The sequence below is a fragment of the uncultured Brevundimonas sp. genome (assembly GCF_963975535.1).
Lineage (GTDB): Bacteria > Pseudomonadota > Alphaproteobacteria > Caulobacterales > Caulobacteraceae > Brevundimonas.
This window is the reverse complement of record NZ_CAXBHE010000001.1, coordinates 187,504-203,086: the sequence shown is the minus strand read 5'-3', so window position 1 is coordinate 203,086 and position 15,583 is coordinate 187,504. Positions and strand designations below refer to the sequence as shown.

Sequence of the window (15,583 nt, the reverse complement as noted above, 5' to 3'; positions counted from 1 at the left end):
CGTTGGTCGGTGTCTTCAGGACGGTCGAGCTGTCGACAGGAGGGTCGGGGATGAGCACCGCTACCGAAGCTGCCGCTGCGCCTGAGCCGACCGGCCGCCGTCGGGCGGTCCCGGGGCAGCGACTGCTGACGGCTGCCGGTATCGGGGTGGCGGTGCTGGTCTGTGCGCTCAGCGGCCTGGCCGCCGCCCGGACCGTCACGGCCGCGTCCGGCCCGCCACCCGCGCTGCAGGCCTCGCCCCACGGCGACCGACTGGTGCTGGGGCTGCCGCTGGAACCGCCCAATCTGGACCCGACGGTGGGAGCGGCCGCGGCGGTGGACGAGGTGGTCTACGGAAACATCTTCGAGGGCCTGACGCGGATCACCGCCAATGGGCTGGCGGCACCGGCCCTGGCGCACTCGTGGGAGGGTTCACCCGACGGCCTGACCTGGGTGTTTCACCTTCGTCGCGGTGTCCGGTTCCAGGACGGAACCCCGTTCGACGCCAGCGTGGCCAAATTCTCTCTGGACCGGATCACGGCCCCCGGATCGGGCAATGCCCAGAAGGCGTTGTTCGAGCCGATCCGGGCGGTGACGGTGATCGATCCGCTGACGCTGCACATCCGCCTCGATCGACCGGTCGCCGCCCTGCCGTCACTGCTGGGTTGGGGCGATGCGGTGATGGTCGCTCCCGGGTCCGCGGCGACCAATGCGACCCGTCCGGTCGGGACGGGCCCCTATCGTCTGGCCTCGTGGCAGAAGGGCGCAGCCCTGACCCTGACCCGCAATGACGACTACTGGGGCAGCGAGCCGCGGATCGGTGCGGTGGTGTTCCGCTTCATCAGTGATCCCAGCGCCGCCTTCGCGGCGATGAGCGCCGGCGACATCGACGCCTTTCCCAACTATCCCGCGCCGGAGAACGTGGCCCAGTTCCGCCGCGATGCGCGCTTCAAGGTCATGGTCGGGGCCTCCGAGGGCAAGGTGATCCTGGGCATCAACAACCGAATCGCCCCGTTCAACGATGTGCGGGTGCGGCGCGCGATCGCCCATGCCGTCGACCGGCGGGCGCTGATCGAGGGGGCCATGTTCGGGTTCGGCGAACCGATCGGCAGCCATTTCGCCCGGCAGGGGGCGGGCTATGTCGACCTGACCGATCTCTATCCGCACGATCCGGCGCGGGCCCGGGCCCTGCTGGCCGAGGCCGGCTATCCGGACGGCATCGATGTGACGCTGAGGCTGCCGCCGCGTCCCTATGCCCGGCGCAGCGGCGAGGTACTGGTGTCGCAACTGGCCGCGGCCGGAATCCGGGTGAAGACCGAGAATCTGGAATGGGCCCAATGGCTGGACCAGGTGTTCAAACGCCACCAGTTCGACCTGACCATCGTCGAGCACGTCGAGCCGATGGACTACGACATCTACGGCCGCAAGGACTACTATTTCGGGTACGACAACGCGGCGTTCGACGCCCTTCTGGCCCGGTTGAACGCGGCCCCGGACGAGGCGACGCGGCTGGCGCTGCTGGGCGATATCCAGCGCAAGATCGCCGAGGACTCGGTCAACGCCTTCCTGTTCCAGTCCTCGCGTATCGGTATCTGGAAGGCCGACCTGAACGGCCTCTGGGTCAATGCGCCCATTGCCGCCAATGTGGTCGCCGGGGCCTGGTTCGAGGGGGCAACGGGGACGGCGGCGACAGGCCCGGCCGCGCCGCGGGACGGGCTGCCATGGGGCTGGATCTCGCTGGCCGCCGCCGTGGCGCTGCTGGGCTATGCGACGCTTCGGTTCGGGGCGGCCTATGTGACGGCCAAGCTGGCCGGTCATGCCCTGACGATGGCGGCGGCGACCGTGGTCATCTTCCTGTTGCTGCAGGTCATTCCGGGCGATCCGGCAGCCTATATGATGGGTTTGAACGCCAGCCCGGAGGCGGTCGACGCGCTGCGTCAGCAGATGGGTCTGGATGGCTCGATGCCGGACCGCTACCTCGGCTGGGTCGGCGGCATGGTCAGCGGCAATTTCGGCGTCAGCTACACCTACCAGTCGCCGGTCGCTTCGTTGATCGCGGAGCGGTTCCAGGTCTCGGGGCCGCTGGCCCTGCTGGCGACGCTCATGTCGCTGCTGGTCGCGGTGCCGATTGGTCTGCTCGCCGCCAGCCGTCGCGGCTCGGCCGTCGACATGGGTCTGATCGGCGTGACCCAGGTCGGGGTGGCCCTGCCCAATTTCTGGATCGCGATGCTGTTGATCCTGGCCTTTTCGGTCAATCTGGGCTGGTTCTCGGCGGGTGGCTTCCCCGGCTGGGAAGCCGGCTTCTGGCCCGCCCTGAAGGCGTTGATCCTGCCGGCTGTGGCGCTGGCGGCCCCGCAGGCGGCGATCCTGGCGCGGGTGCTGCGCACCGCCCTGCTCGAGACGATGAACGAGGACTATGTGCGCACGGCCCGGGCCAAGGGGCTGAGCCGGTCCCAGGCCCTGTGGCGGCACGCGCTGCGCAACGCCACCATTCCGCTGCTGACCATTTTGGGGCTGCAGTTTCCGTTCCTGCTGGCCGGCGGCATCATCATCGAGAACGTCTTCTCACTGCCGGGTCTGGGACGGCTGGTGTTCCAGGCCATCACCCAGCGAGACCTGATCGTGGTGCAGGGCGTGGTCGTGATTCTGGTGTTCGCCGTGGTCGCCGTCGGCTTCCTGATTGACCTGGCCTATGTCGCCGTCGATCCGCGTTTGAGGGGCCGCCGCCGATGACCGCACCCGTTGTCGAGACGCCCGAAACCGCCGCGCCCGTCGCCAAGGCAGCGCTGCGCGTGCCGCCCGCCTTGATCGTGGGTGGGGTGATGACGGTGTTTACCGTCGCTGTCGCCCTGGTCTCGCTGGTCTGGACGCCGTTCGACGTTGAGGCGATCCGCATCGGCGACAAGCTGATGGCACCGTCGGCCGCGCACTGGATGGGCACGGACCATTTCGGGCGCGACGTGCTGTCGATGGTGATGGTCGGCGCGCAGACCTCGCTGGTCGTGGCCCTGGTCGCGGTCGCTATCGGGGCCGGGATCGGCGTGCCGTTGGGCCTGACCGCGGCGGCGCGCGGCGGGCTGATCGATGACGCGGTGATGCGGACCAACGACCTGATCTTCGCCTTTCCCGCCCTGTTGCTGGCGGTGATGATCACGGCCGTGTTCGGGGCCGGGGCCATCAATGCCGTCATCGCCATCGGCATTTTCAACATCCCGGTGTTCGCCCGGGTCAGCCGGGGCGCGGCGCTGAGCCTGTGGACGCGCGACTATGTTCTGGCGGCGCGCACAGCGGGCAAGACCTCCGGGCAGATTTCGCGGCAACACATCCTGCCCAACCTGACCAGTCTGCTGGTCGTGCAGGCGGCGATCCAGTTCGCGCTCGGCATCGTCGCCGAGGCCGGACTGTCCTATGTCGGGCTGGGAGCCCAGCCGCCGATCCCGAGCTGGGGCCGGATGCTGGCCGAGGCCCAGACGATGATCGGCTTCGCGCCCTGGCTGGCGATCTTCCCCGGTGTGGCCATCGTCTTCGTGGTGCTGGGCCTGAGTCTGACGGGCGACGGCTTGCGTGACGCGCTGGATCCGCGCGTGCGGCGGGAGCGTGGCGCATGAGCCCGACCCTGACGCCGACGCTGGCAATCCGTGACCTGGACGTGTCCATCGGTGACGTCCCGATCCTCAAGGGCGTGTCGTTCGAGGTGCCACCCGGACAGGTGATGGGACTGGTCGGGGAATCCGGCTCGGGCAAGTCGATGACGGCGCTGGCGGTCATGGGCCTGTTGCCGCCGCGGTCCATGGTCTCGGGTGACATCCGGCTGCAGGACGTCGCCGTGCCCCATGCCGACGACGCGGCGATGCGGACGGTGCGCGGGCGGGAGATCGGGATGATTTTTCAGGAGCCGATGACGGCCCTGAATCCGCTGATGACCATCGGCGACCAGGTCGCGGAGACGATCCGCATTCACACCAAGGCGACGCACAAGGCGGCGCTGGCGACGGCGGCGCGAATGCTGGAGCGGGTCGGCCTGCCCAACGCCGAGTTTCCCCTGAGCCGCTATCCGCACGAACTGTCGGGTGGTCAGCGGCAGCGCGTGGCCATCGCCATCGCCATCGCCCTGACGCCGAAATTGCTGATCGCCGACGAGCCGACGACGGCGCTGGACGTGACCACCCAGGCGCAGATCCTGGCGTTGCTGAAGACCCTGGTGCGCGAGGACGGCATGGGGATGATCCTGATCACCCACGATCTCGCGGTCGTCGCCGAGACGGCCGACCGGGTTGCGGTGATGAAGGCGGGCGAGATCGTCGAACAGGGCGAGGTCGGCCGAATGCTGACCCGTCGCGGCGCAGACGGCATGGTCCACCCCTATTCCAGGCGACTTCTGGCGGATGCCACCCATGCGCCGGTGCGGCGGTCGAAGCCCCGCGACGGGGCACCGGTTCTGGTGGTCGAGGGGATCGTGCGCGACTATCCCGGGGCCCGGCACCTGTTCAGCCGGGGTGCACCGAAGCGGGCCGTGGACGGCGTCAGCTTCTCGATCCAGCCGGGCGAAAGCGTGGGCCTGGTCGGGGAGTCCGGCTGTGGCAAGTCGACCCTGTTACGCACCGTGCTGGCGCTCGACACCCCGCAGGCGGGGGCGGTGCGGGTCATGGGCGAGGGCTTCACCCGTGCGCGCGGGGCTGATCTGAAACGCCTGCGCCGCCACGTTCAGGTGGTGTTCCAGGACCCCTATGGCAGTTTCGATCCCCGCTGGCGGGTCGAGCAGCTGGTGGCCGAGAATTTCCATCTGCTGGAGGAGCGGCCCGACCGGGTCGAGGGCCGTCGTCGGGTCGAGGCCATGCTGGATCAGGTGGGCCTGAGCCCGGCCGACGCCGACCGGTTTCCGCATGAGTTCTCGGGCGGCCAGCGGCAGCGGATCGCCATCGCCCGGGCCCTGATCACCAGTCCGTCGATCATCGCCCTGGATGAGGCGGTGTCGGCGCTGGACGTGTCGATCCGCGCCCAGGTGCTGGACCTGCTGGCTGATCTGTCGGACCGGCTGGGCCTGTCCTATCTGTTCGTGACCCATGACCTGACGGTGGTGCGGGCGATCACCGACCGGCTGATGGTGATGCAGGCCGGGCGGATCGTCGAGACCGGGCCGACCGAGGCCGTCTTCACCGCGCCGGCCCATGCCTATACCCGCAGCCTGCTGGCGGCGACGCCGGACCTGGCGCGCAATATTCTGGCCCTCGACGACACGGGCGGCCATCATCCGAGACCACAGGAGACTGAGCGATGAACCGCAGAACCATGCTGGGATCGATGGCGCTGATCGGAGCCGGATCTCTCGCCGGCCGCGCCGCCGCGGCTGCACCGGACGTCGTCGGACCGAACGCCGCCAGGGTGGCGGTTGGTGGCACCGGTCGCCTGAACCTGATCACCGATGTGCCGGGCCTCAAGGTCGGTCAGGCCCAGGATGTCGGGGTGCGCACCGGGGTCACCGTCATCCTGGCCGATACGCCGGCGACGGCGGCCGTCGATGTGCGCGGCGGCGGACCGGCCAGCCGCGAGACCGACGTGCTGCGGCCCGAGAACCTGGTGCAGCAGGTCGACGCGATCGTGCTGTCCGGTGGCTCGGTCTATGGCCTGGGGTCGGGCGACGGCCTCACAGCCTGGCTGGGCGCGCAGGGCAGGGGATTCGGCTTCGGTCCCAAGGTGCCGGGAATCCCGTTCTCGCCGATCGTGCCGACGGTCAGCCTGTATGATCTCGCCAACGGCGGCGACAAGGACTGGGGCACCGAGCCGCCCTATCGGAGACTGGCCGTGCAGGCGGCGGAGTCCGCTTCGCAGCAGTTCGCCCTGGGCACGGCGGGCTGTGGCTACGGGGCCAGGGCCGGATCGCTGAAGGGCGGTGTCGGCTCGGCCTCGGCGGTGCTGAGCACGGGCTATACGGTCGGGGCCATCGTCGGCGTCAACAGCGCCGGATCGGTGATCGCGCCCGGCGGCAAGACCTTCTGGTCGGCCCCCTACGAGATCGACGGCGAGTTCGGCGGACTGGGGTCCAGCGGCCTGTCGGCGGCCGGTGACGAATGGGGCGCGGCCCGACCCAATCCGCGGGCCGGCGAGAACACCACCATCGCCGTGGTCGCCACCGACGTCGCCCTGACCCGGGTCGAGTGCCAGCGGGTGGCCATCATGGCCCAGGACGGGATGGCCCGCGCCATCCGGCCGTCGCATGCCCCGTTCGACGGGGACATCGTCTTCTGCATCTCGACCGAGAAGCAGCAGATCCCCGAGGGGGCGATGCGCCAGTTCGTGGTGGCCCAGATCGGGGCGGCCGCGGCGGATGTGCTGGCCCGTGCCATCGCCCGCGGCGTCTATCATGCGACCAACTGGGACGGGGTGACGGGTCAGGCCTGGAGCGACCTGTAGAGGCGCGACCGCGCCGCCCGGTCAGAAGCTGGGCGGGGTGCAGGCGCTGACCACGTGGCAGGGTTCGGTCCCGATGCAGCGAAAGCGATGCGGTTTGTGGCTCTCGAAATAGTAGGCGTCGCCGGGTCCCAGGACCCGGCGTTCGCCGTCCACGGTGACCTCCAGCCGCCCGCTGATGACCACCGCCCCTTCCTCGCCGTCATGCATCAGGGGCACACGGCCGGTGTCGGCACCGGGTGCATAGGTTTCGCTGAGAATCTGCAGGCTACGGCCAAACAGGCTCTCGCCGACCTGGCGGTAGGAGATCGCGCCCTTGCCGATCTCGGTCAGTTCGTCGACGCCGTAGAAGAAGCGCGACGGCGCATCGGGCTCGATGGCGAAGAACTCGGCCAGACCGATGGGGATGCCGTCGAGGATTCGCTTCAACGCCCCGATCGAGGGGTTCATGCGATTGGCCTCGATCAGGGAGATGGTCGAGTTGGTCACGCCGGTCAGCCTGGCCAGCTCGCGCTGCGACAGGTTCTGTCGCTCCCGGACGAACCGCAAGCGGGTTCCGACATCAACGCTCATGGCACAGCTTCCTGTTGCGGGTGTTGCGGATCAGGCAAACACTGCGGCTGCGGGCACAGGATTTCAATGGCTTGCGGAAGTCCAGAAAAGGACTTGTTGTGTCTGCCGCAAGGGAGCCCAATCACCGTCTGATGACTTTCCGTTTTCCAGCCCCCCATATCCTGATCGACGGCCAGTGGCGGGAGGCCGACGGTGGTCAGACCCTGCCGGTCGAGGATCCCTCGACCGGCCAGACCTTTGCCCGGATCGCCGCCGGGACCGCACGGGACGTGGATGCGGCGGTCGCCGCCGCCCGGCGGGCGCTCGCGGGCGAATGGGGGGGCATGCCGGCGTTCGAGCGCGGCCGTATCCTGGCGCGCATCGGCCATGCCGTGCTGGCGCAGATCGATGCGCTGGCCGATCTCGAGGCGCGTGACGTCGGCAAGCCGCTGAAGCAGGCGCGGGCCGATGTCGTGGCCCTGGCCCGGTATCTGGAATTCTACGCCGGGGCCGCCGACAAGATCCACGGCGAGACCATTCCGTTCCAGGCCGGATACACGGTCTACACCCTGCGCGAGCCGCACGGCGTGACGGGCCACATCATCCCCTGGAATTATCCGATGCAGATCATCGGCCGGTCGGTGACCGCGGCCCTGGCCATGGGCAATGCGGCGGTGCTGAAGCCGGCCGAGCAGGCGTCGCTGACCTCGCTGGCCTTCGCCCGGATCGCGACCGAGGCGGGATTGCCGGCCGGCGCGCTGAACGTGGTGACGGGACTCGGCGCGGTCGTCGGCGCGGCCCTGGCCGGCCACCGCGACGTCAGCCATGTGTCCTTCACCGGCTCGACGGGGGTCGGGGTCGATATCCAGAAGGCGGCCGCAGCCAATGCCGTGCCGGTGACGCTGGAGCTGGGCGGCAAGTCGCCCCAGATCGTGTTCGACGACGCCGATCTGGACAAGGCGCTGCCCTTCCTCGTCAACGCCGGCATCCAGAACGCCGGCCAGACCTGCTCGGCGGGGTCGCGCATCCTGATCCAGCGCGGGGTTCTTGACCGGTTGCTGGCGAAACTGGTCGACCGCTATCGGGCACTGACCGCGGGACCGGCCCTGGCCGACGCCGATCTGGGTCCGCTGATCTCCGCCGAACAGAAGGCCATGGTCCTGGCCTATCTGGCGTTGGGACGGCAGGACGGCCTGATCGTCGCCGAGGGACGGGTGTCGCCGGAGGCCCCGGCGGGTGGCCACTATGTGCCGCCGACCCTGTTCGCCCCTGTCCCGCCGGATCATCGGCTGGCGCAGGAGGAGATCTTCGGGCCCGCCGTGGTCGTCATTCCGTTCGACACGGAAGACGAGGCGGTCGCCATCGCCAACGGCACGGCCTTCGGGCTGGTCGCCGGGGTCTGGACCGCGGACGGCGGACGCCAGATGCGGATGGCGAAACGGCTGCAGGCCGGTCAGGTCTTCCTCAACAACTACGGCGCGGCCGGCGGGGTGGAACTGCCGTTCGGCGGTGTCGGCAAGTCGGGCCACGGACGCGAGAAGGGGTTCGAGGCGCTGTACGGCTTCTCCACCCTCAAGACCGTCGCGGCGCATCACGGTTAGGATGACCATGAGACTGCAGGGCAGGACCGCGATCGTGACCGGAGGGGCTTCCGGCTTCGGGGAGGGCATTGTGCGCCGCTTCGCGGAGGAGGGCGCGCGCGTCATCGTCGCCGATCGCAACGGCGAGGCGGCCCGGGCGCTGGCGGAGGAACTGGGCAATGCGCGGCTGGGGCTAAGTGTAGACGTTGCCGATGCCGCTGACGTGGCCTCGCTGGTAGCGCAGACCCTGGAGTTGACCGGCCGGCTCGACATCCTGGTCAACAACGCCGGGGTCGGCCACACGCCCCAGCCGATGGAGGAGCTGTCGGAAGCCGAGTTCGATCGCCTCTTTTCGGTCAATGCCAAGGCCATCTATCTGCTGGCGCGCGAGGTCGTGCCGGTCATGAAGGCGGCGGGGGGCGGGGCGATACTGAACATCGCCTCGACCGGCGGGGTCAGTCCGCGTCCGAACCTGACCTGGTACAATGCGTCGAAGGGCTGGGTGATCACGGCGACCCGGGCCATGGCGGTCGAATTGGCCGCGTCGCAGATCCGGGTCAATGCGCTGAACCCGGTGGCGGGTGAGACGCCGCTGCTGAAGACCTTCATGGGCGAGGACACGCCGGAGGTCCGGGCCAAATTCCTGTCTTCCATTCCGCTGGGGCGGTTCTCGACCCCGGCCGACATGGGGGCGGCGGCGGCCTTCCTGTGTTCGGACGATGCCTCCATGATCACCGGCGTGGCGCTGGAGGTGGACGGTGGCCGCTGCATCTGACCCCGGGGCCTTCCGCCTGCTGGTCCTGCCGGGCGACGGCATAGGACCCGAGATCATCGGCCAGACCCTGAGGGTGGTGCGCTGGTTCGAGGTGGCCCGGGGCTTCCGGTTCGAGGTGGTCGAGGGTCTGGCCGGGGGCGCGTCGATCGACGCGACCGGTGAGCCGATCACCCAGGCGGTGGTCGATCAGGCCATGGCCTCGGACGCCGTGCTGTTCGGGGCGGTCGGCGGACCGGAATGGGATGCCCTGCCGCGCGCCAGAAGGCCCGAGATGGGCATATTGTGGCTGCGTCAGGCAATGGATCTATACGCCAATCTGCGACCGGCGGTCTGTTTCGACGAACTGCTGGACGCCTCGGCGGTGAAGCCTGAGCTGATCGCCGGTCTGGACATCATGATCGTGCGCGAGGCGACGGCCGGGGTCTATTTCAGCCTGCCGCGCGGGCAGGAGACCGGCCGCGACGGCCAGCGCCGCGCCTACGACACCCAGGCCTATACCGAGGCGGAAATCGCCCGGGTGTGCCGGACCGCCTTCGAGCTCGCCCGCGGCCGCAGCGGCCGGGTCTGTTCGGTCGACAAGGCCAATGTGATGGAGACCGGGGCCCTGTGGCGGACGGTGGCGACCGAGGTCGGGGCCCAATATCCCGATGTCGCCCTGAGCCATATGTATGCCGACAACTGCGCCATGCAGCTGGTGCGACGCCCCAGACAATTTGACGTCATCGTCACCGACAACCTGTTCGGCGACATCCTGTCCGACGCCGCCGCCGCCCTGACCGGGTCGCTGGGCCTGTTGCCGTCGGCCTCGCTGGCGGGGCTGGACCATTCGGGCCGCAGCCGGGCGCTGTACGAGCCGATCCACGGCTCGGCCCCCGACATCGCCGGGACGGGCAGGGCCAATCCGATCGGCACCATCCTGTCGTTCGGCATGGCCCTGCGCCACTCGTTCAATGCGCCCGAAGCCGCCGACCTGCTGGAGCGGGCGGTGCGCCGCGTCGTGGCCTCGGGCGTGCGCACGCCGGACATCGCCGCAGAGGGGGTTGCCGCCGTCTCGACGGTCCAGATGACCGATGCGGTGCTGGCCGCGCTGGATGCCCTTTCGCCTGACGCCCAAACATGAGGTTCGACCGATGAGCACCCGCGATCTGACCGCGCTGATGGACAGCATTGCCGGGCGGACCGAGGACCTGGTCGCCCTGACCCAGGATCTGATCCGCTTTCCGACCGTCAACCCGCCCGGCGAGGCCTACCGCCCCTGTGCCGAATACATCGGCGACCGGCTGAGAAAGCGCGGCTTCCAGGTGGAATATGTGCGCGCATTGGGGGCACCGGGTGACTCGGACCGGTATCCGCGCATCAACGTCATTGCCCGCCGCGAGGGGTCGCGTCCCGGTCCTTGTGTGCATTTTAACAGCCATATCGACGTGGTCGAGACCGGCGCGGGCTGGACCGTCGATCCGTTCGGCGGCGAGGTGAGGGACGGCAGGGTTTACGGCCGTGGGGCCTGCGACATGAAGGGGGGGCTGGCCTCCTCGATCATCGCGGTTGAGGCCCTGATCGATTCGGGCCTCGACCTGCCCGGCGCGCTGGAGATTTCCGGCACGGTCGACGAGGAGTCGGGTGGCTATGGCGGCGTGGCCTATCTGGCCGAGCGGGGCTGGTTCTCCAAGCCGCGCGTCGATCATGTGATCATTCCCGAGCCGCTGAATGTCGACCGCGTCTGCATCGGCCACCGCGGCGTCTGGTGGGCCGAGATCGAGACCAGGGGGCGCATCGCCCATGGCTCCATGCCCTTTCTCGGCGACTCCGCGATCCGGCACATGGGCGCGGTGATGCAGGCGTTTGAGGACAAGCTCTATCCGGCCATGGCCCTGCGCCATTCAGACATGCCGGTGGTGCCCGAGGGCGCGCGCCAGTCGACGATGAACATCAACTCGATCCACGGCGGCCAGGGCGAGGAATTCGAGGGCCTGCCGGCCCCCTGCGTGGCCGATTCCTCGCGGATGATCATCGACCGCCGCTTCCTGATCGAGGAAAGCCTCGAGGACGTGCGGGGCGAGGTCGTGGCCCTGCTGGACGAGCTGGCGGCGACCCGGCCGGAGTTCAAGTATCACATCAAGGACCTGTTCCAGGTCGCGCCGAGCATGGCCGACCGCGACGGGCCGGTGGCCAGTGTGACGGCGCGTGCGGTCGAGACGGTGCTGGGGCGCAAGGCCCAGTTCGTCTGCTCGCCCGGCACCTATGACCAGAAGCATGTCGACCGGATCGGCAAGCTCAAGGACTGCATCGCCTACGGGCCGGGCGTGCTCGATCTGGCGCACCAGCCCGACGAATGGGTCGGCATCGACGATATGGTCGCGGCGGCCCAGGTGATGGCGCGCGCCGCCCATGGCCTGTTGCACGGCGAGCGCTGAGGCGCGGGACGCGGAGGAGAGACCATGGACAACATCGTCGGTCCCCGGCTGCAGGGGTTGCGGGCGAAGCTGGGTCTGAGCCAGCGCGCCCTGGCCAGGAAGGCGGGGGTGCCGTCCAGCACGGTCTCCCTGATCGAAAGCGGCAAGTCGAGCCCGTCGGTGGGCTCGCTGAAGCGGTTGCTGGACGCGGCCGGCCTGTCGCTGGGCGAGTTCTTCAGCCAGGACTGCGACCTGCGGCCCAAGGTGTTCTTTCGTCGTGACGAACTGATGGAGATCGCCCAGGGCGCGGTCTGCTACCGGCAGTTGGGACACGGCCATCCGTCCAGTCTGCAGATGCTGCACGAGACGTATCAGCCGGGTGCGGACAGCGGCCGGGTACCCCTGTCGCATGCGGGCGAGGAGGGCGGACTGCTGATTGAAGGGCGGCTGGAAGTGACGGTCGGTGACCAGATCCGCGTGCTGAAGGCCGGGGACGGCTATCTGTTTTCCAGCCTGCTGCCCCACCGGTTCCGCAATCCCGGCCGCGAACCCTGTGTGGTCGTCAGTGCCTGCACCCCGCCGTCCTTCTGACGTTGGCCGCCTGATTGATGTTGGTACTGAGGCTGTTCCGCGGGGCTCAGGCGAAGTACCAACGCCAACAACGGATCAGGGAGGACGGGCGGAATGAAGGACTGGGTGATCGGCGTCATCGGTGGATCGGGGCTGTACGACCTCGATGGCCTGACCGACCGCAGGACGCTGCGGCTGGAGTCGCCATGGGGCGCGCCGTCCGACGACCTGGTGACCGGTCAGCTGGACGGGGTCCGTCTGGTCTTCCTGCCGCGGCATGGTCAGGGTCACCGCCTGCCACCGGGCGCGATCAACGCCCGCGCCAATATCGATGTGCTGAAGCGGGCCGGCTGCACCGACCTGGTCTCGGTCTCGGCGGTCGGCTCCCTGCGCGAGGAATTGCCGCCCGGCACCTTCGTCGTGGTCGACCAGTTCATCGACCGGACGGTGGCACGACCGTCGTCCTTTTTCGGCCCCGGCCTCGTCGCCCATGTGTCGCTGGCCGATCCGGTCTGTCCGGTGCTGTCGTCCGCAGCGGCCACGGCCGCGCGCGCGGCCGGTGCCACGACGGTCGAGGGCGGCACCTATGTCGCCATCGAGGGCCCTCAGTTCTCGACCCGGGCCGAGAGCGAGCTATTCCGCAGCTGGGGCTGTTCGGTGATCGGCATGACGGCCATGCCCGAGGCGCGGCTGGCGCGCGAGGCGGAGCTGCCCTACGCCAGCGTCTGCATGGTCACAGACTATGACTGTTGGCGCGCCGAGACCGCCCACGTCGAGGTGGCCGAAATCCTGGCCACGATGCGCGGCAATGCCGAGACGGCGCGGCGGATGCTGGGTGAACTGGTGCGCGGCCTGCCCCCGACCCGGCCCGCTTCGCCGATCGACAGCGGCCTGGACCGGGCGGTGGTGACCGATCCTGCCGTCCGCGATCCGGCGCTGGTGGCCAGGCTGTCGGGCATCTGTCCGCGACTGTTCAGCGCCACCGCGAACGGCTGAGATAGCGTCGCAGCGAGGGGCCGTCGTCGACATCCTCCTGCATCCGCAGCAGGGCGACGGTGCGTCCGTCCATCGCCGCCAGGGTGTCGGCCAGGGCGTGTTCCGTTGACCACCGCACCGCGTCGAACGGCAGATGCTGGCGTGGCCTACGGCGCAGGCCGATCAGCCAGTACCCCCCGTCCCGGGCCGGTCCGAACACCGCGTCGTGGCTGCCCAGGGCGGCGAAGGCGTCGGCCACGTCCTCGCGCGTCACGGTCGGGGTATCGGCCCCGAGGATAACGACGGGCCCCGGCGGCAGGGCATGAACGACGCGGCTCAACCGGTCGCCAAGATCACCCGGGCCCTGGGCGATGACCCGGGCCGGGGCGGCCCAACCGGTCGGCCGATCCGGCGAGACGGCCAGCCACAGGGTCCAGCGCGGGTCGGCCCCGAGGGTGCGGCGCAGGCGTTCGAGCGCGCCGCGCGCGAAGCGCAGGGCCTCGAGGTCGCCGACGTCAGCGGCGAGCCGGCGCTTGCCCACGCCATAGCGCGGCTGGCGCGCGAACAGCACCAGATGCTTTCGGGACGGATCAGCGGCCATAGAGGGTCGCGATCCGGCTCGGGGCGACGCCGAGGAAATAGAGGGCCAGACAGCGCAGATTGCGAGCGCTCTGGCGGAGCCAGCCACGCCGCCGCCAGCGCTCGGCCGAGGTCACAGCGGCCCCGTCCAGGACCCGGAGTCGACTTCGACCCAGTCGACGCACCAGATCGACATCCTCCATCAGTGGCAGGGGCGCAAAGCCGCCGACCGCGTCATAGAGGTCGCGATGGATCAGCAGGCCCTGATCACCGTAGGGAAGGGCCAGGGCGGCGACGCGCAGGCGGACGCCCCATTCCAGCCCCCGGGCCTGCCAGGCCGGATCGTCGAGCCTCAGGCGAAACACGGCGGCGACGGAACCGGCGCCCGGTCGCGCGATATGGGCCGCCAGAGCCGCCCAGGCGGCGGCGTCCAGCCGGGTGTCGGCATGCAGGAACAGCAGCCAGGGGGCCGTGGCGGCCGCGGCCCCGACGGCCAGTTGTTCGCCGCGGCCCGGATCCGAGCGAAGGACCCGGGCACCGTGGGCGGCGGCACGGGCGGCGAAATCATCGGTCGACCCGCCGTCGACGACGATGACCTGATGCACCGGATGAAGCTCCGCCAGGGTTTCGCTCAGTCGCGCGCCGCCGTTGAGCACCGGGATGATGACGGCAAGCGCATCCAGCGGGGCAGGCGGCGTCGTCATGCGGCGCTGCAACTGGCCCCGCCCAGCACACAGAACTGGGCGCAGAAGGGATGATTGAGCTGGACCGCGCCGGAGGCGTCCTCGAGCGTCCGCCCCAGCTCGAACTGCGGGTCATAGGGTGTCAGGGTGCAGGCGACCACGGCGGCCTCGGCCGCGCCCTTGCGGCGCACCACCATGCGACTGGTGGCGCACATCATCTGTTCGGGAGCCCGGTCGAGAATGGCCCAGCAGGCCTCGGTGATCTCCGGCACGGCGCGATCGGCCTCCATCTCGGGAAACAGCACCAGGGCTCCAGGATCCCCGGCGTCGACCGGGAGGCCGCGCGACCGGAACAGGTCGGCATAGGCCGTCCGCGCCACAGCCTCGCTCTCGTCGGCCAGACGGCGACCGGCGACGGCGATGCGCTGATCCCGCGCGACGAGCCAGTCCAGACCTTGCCAGGCCTTGTCCCACGACCCGGCCCCGCGTTCGGCGTCGTGGACGGCTTCGGTGTGATGATCGAGGCTGACGCGAAAGGTCAGCCGATCGCGGTGGGCCGCGGCCAGATCGGTCAGCCGCTCACCCCAGCGCACCATCGGCCGCATGGCGTTGGTCAGGACCAGCGCCTCGTGTCCGGCCTTCAGGGCGAGGTCGAGCATGGTCAGGATGCCGGGGTTCATGAACGGCTCGCCGCCGGTGAAGCCGATTTCGCGGGTCGGCAGGCCGGTGTCGGCGATCTCGGCCAGATAGCGGGCGACGTCCTCGACCGTCAGATAGGCCAGGGCGTCATTGGTCGGCGAGCTCTCGATATAGCAATTCGCGCAGGCGATGTTGCAGAGCGACCCGGTGTTGAACCACAGGGTCTCCAGCCGGGTCTGGGCCACCGCGGCGCGGCGCGATCCGTCGGCCGTGACGAACGGATCGACGAAACGGCCGGGACCGGCGATGTCGCGCCGGGTGGCGAACGGTGAGGCGGTCAGTGTCGTCATGGCGTCCCTTGTGGCAGTCGCGGTCCACGCCTCCCAGCGTCGATGAGTCTTTATTCGTCAGAGGTGCCCGGAAGGTTTCAGTCACCCCGCCCCGTCACGCC

At 69.5% G+C, this 15,583-nt stretch carries 14 protein-coding genes; 10 read left to right on the top strand and 4 right to left on the bottom strand.

Annotated features, from left to right (window positions below; genetic code table 11):
- Window positions 1-50: 50 nt before the first annotated feature.
- The 4 genes from AACZ75_RS00935 to AACZ75_RS00920 are packed head-to-tail and all read left to right on the top strand — an operon-like array spanning window position 51 to window position 6,389.
- On the top strand, window positions 51-2,711 hold the full coding sequence (locus AACZ75_RS00935) for an ABC transporter substrate-binding protein (RefSeq protein ID WP_339870670.1): 2,661 nt from the start codon (window positions 51-53) through the stop codon (window positions 2,709-2,711).
- Window positions 2,708-3,586: an ABC transporter permease gene (locus AACZ75_RS00930; protein ID WP_339870669.1), complete on the top strand. Its 879-nt coding sequence runs from the start codon at window positions 2,708-2,710 to the stop codon at window positions 3,584-3,586. The genes AACZ75_RS00935 and AACZ75_RS00930 overlap by 4 nt, the downstream gene beginning before the upstream one ends.
- Window positions 3,583-5,256, top strand: coding sequence for a dipeptide ABC transporter ATP-binding protein (locus tag AACZ75_RS00925; RefSeq protein WP_339870668.1), 1,674 nt, complete (start codon window positions 3,583-3,585; stop codon window positions 5,254-5,256). Before AACZ75_RS00930 ends, AACZ75_RS00925 begins: the two co-directional genes overlap by 4 nt.
- Complete coding sequence (locus tag AACZ75_RS00920) at window positions 5,253-6,389, top strand: P1 family peptidase (RefSeq protein ID WP_339870666.1); 1,137 nt, start codon at window positions 5,253-5,255, stop codon at window positions 6,387-6,389. Before AACZ75_RS00925 ends, AACZ75_RS00920 begins: the two co-directional genes overlap by 4 nt.
- A gap of 21 nt (window positions 6,390-6,410) precedes the next feature.
- On the opposite strand, the gene AACZ75_RS00915 is transcribed toward AACZ75_RS00920, so the two are convergent.
- The gene (locus AACZ75_RS00915) at window positions 6,411-6,959 is read right to left on the bottom strand and encodes a cupin domain-containing protein (protein WP_339870665.1); all 549 of its coding nucleotides are present in this window, start codon (window positions 6,957-6,959) and stop codon (window positions 6,411-6,413) included.
- Between the two features lie 131 nt (window positions 6,960-7,090).
- Here AACZ75_RS00915 and AACZ75_RS00910 point away from each other — a divergent pair, with 131 nt between their 5' ends.
- The 6 genes from AACZ75_RS00910 to mtnP all read left to right on the top strand — a co-directional run bounded on the left by AACZ75_RS00910 (window position 7,091) and on the right by mtnP (window position 13,252).
- Window positions 7,091-8,539, top strand: a complete 1,449-nt coding sequence (locus AACZ75_RS00910; protein ID WP_339870664.1) for an aldehyde dehydrogenase family protein — start codon at window positions 7,091-7,093, stop codon at window positions 8,537-8,539.
- Window positions 8,540-8,573: 34 nt separating this feature from the next.
- Window positions 8,574-9,293 (top strand): glucose 1-dehydrogenase, encoded by a 720-nt coding sequence (locus AACZ75_RS00905; protein WP_339870663.1) that lies wholly within the window; start codon window positions 8,574-8,576, stop codon window positions 9,291-9,293.
- Complete coding sequence (leuB, locus tag AACZ75_RS00900; RefSeq protein WP_339870662.1) at window positions 9,277-10,413, top strand: 3-isopropylmalate dehydrogenase; 1,137 nt, start codon at window positions 9,277-9,279, stop codon at window positions 10,411-10,413. Before AACZ75_RS00905 ends, leuB begins: the two co-directional genes overlap by 17 nt.
- A gap of 10 nt (window positions 10,414-10,423) precedes the next feature.
- On the top strand, window positions 10,424-11,707 hold the full coding sequence (locus AACZ75_RS00895; protein ID WP_339870661.1) for an acetylornithine deacetylase/succinyl-diaminopimelate desuccinylase family protein: 1,284 nt from the start codon (window positions 10,424-10,426) through the stop codon (window positions 11,705-11,707).
- Window positions 11,708-11,731: 24 nt separating this feature from the next.
- Window positions 11,732-12,277 (top strand): cupin domain-containing protein, encoded by a 546-nt coding sequence (locus tag AACZ75_RS00890; RefSeq protein WP_339870660.1) that lies wholly within the window; start codon window positions 11,732-11,734, stop codon window positions 12,275-12,277.
- Between the two features lie 93 nt (window positions 12,278-12,370).
- Window positions 12,371-13,252: an S-methyl-5'-thioadenosine phosphorylase gene (mtnP, locus tag AACZ75_RS00885; RefSeq protein WP_339870659.1), complete on the top strand. Its 882-nt coding sequence runs from the start codon at window positions 12,371-12,373 to the stop codon at window positions 13,250-13,252.
- Here mtnP and AACZ75_RS00880 read toward each other — a convergent pair.
- From AACZ75_RS00880 to AACZ75_RS00870, 3 genes are read right to left on the bottom strand one after another with little or no spacing between them, the layout of a single operon-like run.
- Window positions 13,230-13,832 (bottom strand): TIGR04282 family arsenosugar biosynthesis glycosyltransferase, encoded by a 603-nt coding sequence (locus tag AACZ75_RS00880; protein WP_339870657.1) that lies wholly within the window; start codon window positions 13,830-13,832, stop codon window positions 13,230-13,232. The genes mtnP and AACZ75_RS00880 overlap by 23 nt on opposite strands.
- Window positions 13,822-14,514, bottom strand: a complete 693-nt coding sequence (locus AACZ75_RS00875; protein WP_339870656.1) for a TIGR04283 family arsenosugar biosynthesis glycosyltransferase — start codon at window positions 14,512-14,514, stop codon at window positions 13,822-13,824. The genes AACZ75_RS00880 and AACZ75_RS00875 overlap by 11 nt, the downstream gene beginning before the upstream one ends.
- A complete protein-coding gene (locus AACZ75_RS00870; RefSeq protein ID WP_339870654.1) occupies window positions 14,511-15,482 on the bottom strand; it encodes a radical SAM protein in 972 nt (323 codons plus the stop codon). The genes AACZ75_RS00875 and AACZ75_RS00870 overlap by 4 nt, the downstream gene beginning before the upstream one ends.
- Between the last annotated feature and the right edge of the window lie 101 nt (window positions 15,483-15,583).